The organism is Microcystis sp. M_QC_C_20170808_M3Col (genome assembly GCF_007095505.1).
Classification (GTDB): Bacteria; Cyanobacteriota; Cyanobacteriia; order Cyanobacteriales; family Microcystaceae; genus Microcystis.
Genome location: NZ_SFBY01000399.1, coordinates 1 through 4,521, shown reverse-complemented (window position 1 = coordinate 4,521; position 4,521 = coordinate 1). Strand labels below are relative to the sequence as shown.

General features: G+C 44.4%; 5 protein-coding genes. 1 reads left to right on the top strand and 4 read right to left on the bottom strand.

Going from position 1 to position 4,521, the window contains the following annotated elements:
* Nucleotides 1–139: 139 nt before the first annotated feature.
* The 3 genes from EWV84_RS18405 to EWV84_RS18395 form a co-directional block, all read right to left on the bottom strand.
* Nucleotides 140–517, bottom strand: coding sequence for a hypothetical protein (locus tag EWV84_RS18405; protein WP_287079220.1), 378 nt, complete (start codon nucleotides 515–517; stop codon nucleotides 140–142).
* Nucleotides 518–559: 42 nt separating this feature from the next.
* Nucleotides 560–1,447, bottom strand: coding sequence for an alpha/beta fold hydrolase (locus tag EWV84_RS18400; RefSeq protein WP_287079219.1), 888 nt, complete (start codon nucleotides 1,445–1,447; stop codon nucleotides 560–562).
* A 164-nt stretch (nucleotides 1,448–1,611) separates the two neighbouring features.
* A complete protein-coding gene (locus EWV84_RS18395) occupies nucleotides 1,612–2,319 on the bottom strand; it encodes an SIMPL domain-containing protein (protein ID WP_287079217.1) in 708 nt (235 codons plus the stop codon).
* Between the two features lie 346 nt (nucleotides 2,320–2,665).
* Between EWV84_RS18395 and EWV84_RS18390 the strand changes: the two genes are divergently transcribed.
* Nucleotides 2,666–3,637 (top strand): RpnC/YadD family protein, encoded by a 972-nt coding sequence (locus EWV84_RS18390; RefSeq protein ID WP_287079216.1) that lies wholly within the window; start codon nucleotides 2,666–2,668, stop codon nucleotides 3,635–3,637.
* Nucleotides 3,638–3,777: 140 nt separating this feature from the next.
* Here the strand turns inward: EWV84_RS18390 and EWV84_RS18385 are convergent, their stop codons facing one another.
* Nucleotides 3,778–4,371, bottom strand: coding sequence for a PEP-CTERM sorting domain-containing protein (locus EWV84_RS18385; protein ID WP_287079215.1), 594 nt, complete (start codon nucleotides 4,369–4,371; stop codon nucleotides 3,778–3,780).
* Nucleotides 4,372–4,521 lie beyond the last annotated feature (150 nt).

The following is a 4,521-nucleotide window of genomic DNA, read 5'->3' as shown; positions in this document are numbered from 1 at the left end:
CTGAACGAAACCCCCTACTATCTGTTGTCAAGGTTCAGTTTTTAGCTTGGTTATCGCTTTTCCCATTGTAGCTTAAAGCCGTCCTAAAAGGACGGGGTTTTAACCCAAATTTTCGATAAGCCTTTGGAGGTGTCGATTATTATCGGTTAGAAAGACCGCAGTTTCCCCGCGACCAACCCCATTCTTCCACTCCCACGGAAATTTGCGAACCTGGACGGACATCTCCTTTCGATAAGTCTATCAGAGTCACACTGACTGCGGCGAATAAACTGCCACGATAAATCGGTTGTCCTTTGTTGTTAGTATTTTTAAAACTAAGGCTAGAAACTTGGGGAGGTTGACCGGAACGCGTCCAGCGAATGCGTTCAAAACGTCCATTGAGAAATTCTGCCGAATAGAACCAACCGTTATTCATGCGACCTCGACAAAAAAGCTGTTGTGTGGCTACGGTAGCAGGAATATTGACAGATAAACTCAGAAGGCTGAATGAAGCGAGAGCGATCGGCAAAAATTTCATAAAAGTTGGCACTATAGCGTCAAATAATCCCATTATAAGTTTTTAGCTCGCAAATTTAACTATCGCGGCTGCGGTAAGTTCTGGTTTTTCGAGGTGGGGAACATGACCACAGTGAGGAATCCAGACCAGTTGATTATTGGGTAAGGCCTGCTGAAATATCTTCGCGTCTTTTGTGCCTAAAATTTGATCGTTTTCGCCCCAAATAATCAGCGTTTCTCGGTTTATTTGGCTTAATTTCGGCAAAAATCCCCCATAACCGCCACTTTTGGTAAAAGAGATTAAAGCCTCACTCCAGTGGGGACAATTCAGGTGCAGATTAGCACAGGTGCAAGCATCAACAGTGGCCAAAGTTTGATCAAAATAGGCGGTACGACTGATATTTTGACGCACGCGGGAATTGGCTAAAAAATTAGTTGCCCACTTATCGAGGGGAGAAAACATCAATTTACCCAAGACCGGGGGATTAGCTAGTCCTGCGCTGTCAATGAGGACTAATTTCGCCACTATTTCCGGGTAGGAGAGGGCAAAATCGAGGGCCACTGCACCCCCCATGGAAGCACCGACTAAAATTATCGGTTCGGCGATCGCAGTTTGCCAGAAATGGTAAAGATGGCTTTTAATAGTTTTCGGAGATACTTCCAAATCTGGCGATCGCTCAGTAAAACCGAAGCCGAGTAGATCTATCGCCCAAGTTTCCCTATTTTGGGCGAGTAAAGGTAGTAAACGCCGAAATTCCAGCAGGGAACTATCAAAACCGTGTAGGAGGAGAAAAGGCGGTTGACCTTGCCCTTGTTGACTATAGGTGGTTAGGATCGATCGAGGATAGATAGGGCTATCGATGGCAATTTGCTGGATATTCTGGAGGAGAGCAAGGGAGGTATCTTCGCTCAATCCCTCGCTAACAGTGGGTAAAAAGTTAGGATAATTCACGGATGAGGGCGAAAGTTTGATGAGGCAACAGGCAAGGGGCAAGAGGCAAGAGGTGTTTAGATATGTGTAGTTAAGTAGTCGTGCAAAATTAATTTCCTAGTGAAGATAGGCAAGAGGCAAGAGGCAGTTAGATATGTGTAATTAATTGTCTCTAGCTACAGATGTTAATAGCTAATTTCGAGGGTGACAGCAGCGCGCAGGGTTTGTTCCCCTCCGATAACCGGGCTACTGGCAGCATCGGCACTCCGAAAAACCGCTTCTGAGCGGGCTATTGGCACGGGATTACCAGTATTACCCACTTGGATAGAAACCGTTTCTTTCGGCAATAAACCGAGGGCTTGTAACACGATTGTCGCCTGTTCTCTAGCTTGTTCCGTGGCTTTGATGAGGGCAGTTCTTTGGGCAGCTGCGATCGCTGATTCGCCAGCAGTAAAACTCACCCCATCGATGCGTGTTGCCCCGACTTTCACCGCTTCATCGATTAAACTACCCGCTTCGGCTATATCAATCTGAAAACTAATCAAATTAGCCCCGATATAACCGATTAAACGTCTTTGATTGTTGCTGAAGTCGTAATTGGGCTGTAAACTAATGCCGGTGGTTTCCAATTTTTCCACTTGACGGGAACGGAGAAATTTAACTACCGCATCACTACGACTGGCGACTTCCCGCTGCACTTTCCCCGCTTCTTTGCCTTGAACTTCTACCCCTAAGCGCACTATTGCTTGAGAAGTGGCGATATTTTCTATTCCTTCTCCCGTCACGGTAATTGTCCTCAATTCTCTTGTGTTTGCGTAACTAGGCATAACTAATCCGGTGTTGATGAGGATAAGGGACAGCAAAAAAGCCAAGCAAAATTTTCTGTAATTCATGAAAAATCCGTAGCGATCGATACTATATTTCGATTCTAGCCTTTATTTTGGGCAATTGAGTGGAAGATTATCCCTTTTCCGTCACTTTCGGAATATTGGTGACTAAGCTCTGGGAACTTGAGAAGAGGCCTTTAAGCAAGATTGGTTCGTACACCGCTGCTATTGTACCTCATCTATCCGATCAACGCTGTTCTTGGCATCAACGGGCCAGAGAAGTTACGTCCAGCCCTAAATGTCCTGCATTATCTTTAATTGAAACCTAGTTGATTAAAAAGATAAATTCTCAAAACTTGCTATGATCTAACAAGATTATTATTGTACTTTCTCGGCTTAATTATCCACTTCAATGACTCGCCAAATTCACGACCAATTTGCCAAGGAATATTTAGAGGAACTCTTAGCGTCTCTAGGGACGATTAAAAAGAGCAAGAAAGTCAAGAGTGAAGTCCAAGAAATCGATGTCTGGTTTGAACCAGCCAGTTCAGCATCAAGGACTGAATTACCCTTGGGGTTACTGGGTAAAATGGCGGCGACTTGCTGCTTATTTGAACCTTTCCGTAACCCACCCTCCGAGGTAGAGATTCGCAGTTGCATCTCAAAGTTATATGCGGTTCATGGCGAGGTCTTAAGGAAGGCGAAACGGACAAGCAAAACTCTAACAGAAGCTGAACTACCATTTCTCTGGATTTTAACGCCTACTTTTTCAGCGAGAATGATTGAAGAATTCGTGGGAATCCCCCCTTCATTCCTACCGGAAGAGGGGATGAAAGAGGAGTGGGGAAAAGGAGTTTATTTTTCCCCTAGCCTGTTCAAAACAGGAATTGTTGCCATCCATCAATTACCAGTCAATGAGGAGACTTTATGGTTGAGGGTACTAGGGAAAGGAGGGACACAGAAACGAGCAGTAGAAGAATTAGTGCAATTGCCTGAAGGTAATCCTTTCCAAGAGAATTTACTGGAAATTCTGGCCAACTGGCGGCAGAGTTTGGAATTAAGAGATAATTTAAGTACCGAAGAACAGGAGGACATTATGAACCTATCACCAGCTTATCTAAAACAACGGGAAGAGTGGAAACAAGAAGGGATACAAGAAGGGATACAAGAAGGGATGCAAGAAGGGATACAACGAGGCAGTTTAGAAGGACAACTATCGCTGATAACCAGTCTTCTGGAAGGACGCTTTGGCAGCCTAGATGCAGAATTATCTGGTCTGGTGGAACAGATTGCCCAACTTCCCGTCTCCGAACGCACTGGGTTACTTCTTTCTCTGGCTAATTTATCTCGCTCAGAACTGTTAGAAAGATTCAGGGAAAATTAAACTTTTAATCTCCCTAAGCTATCAATAACTATCCCCAAGCATTAATAGAAAACGGGTTTCTCGGAGAAACCCGTTTTCTGTGCGTTACTCAAAAACCCCTCCAATTAATGAAGGGGAATTGTCGGATTTTATTGATGGTATTAAGATACTTTTGTGGTTTCTTTTTCTGTCGATTTGGAAGTCTTCAATTTGCGCTTGAGGGTTGAGGCTGCGCCTAGAGTGCCGAGGGCGAGGAGGCTGAGGGTTGAGGTGGGTTCGGGAACTAGCATAGTACCAGTGTTGGTAAAAGTGTTGGTAAAAGAGAAGCTCAGGTCATTGTAATCAAATGGACCATTAAACAGATCTTCAAAGCTGACTAAAGTTTTGTTTGGCATCCAGTTTTCTTGCACTCTGGCATGAGTCTTGTTGTCTGGATTTCGGCTAGCGGGTCCGTTAAAAAAGTTATCCCCTGTATTTTGGACAAACAGTCGGAATATCAATTCAGTACCGATAGAAAAAGAACCCAATGATACCGTACTACCCACTGTCGAAGAGTGATTATTGAAGATAAAAAGATCGTTAGAAAAATCTCCATCGTCACCAGGGTTGCCTAATCCATCACGCATTAAGTACAAACTGTTGCTGAACCAGGCAGAATTGCCCTCATAAGTGGCTATTATTGGAGAAGTATTACTTACCAACACTTTTATCCCTTCAGTGCCTGGGGATGCTATGGGAAAGGAATATGCTACCATCGGGGCGGAGACAACCGCCCCAAAAACTGCTCCTAGTGGACTGTTTCAGCTAATTTGGTGCAATAGATTCTCCCGATTCCTCCTCCTCAAACACAGGATAAAGATGTTTCAGCTTGACCCTAGCATCGCTGGTCGTAAACGTCCATATTA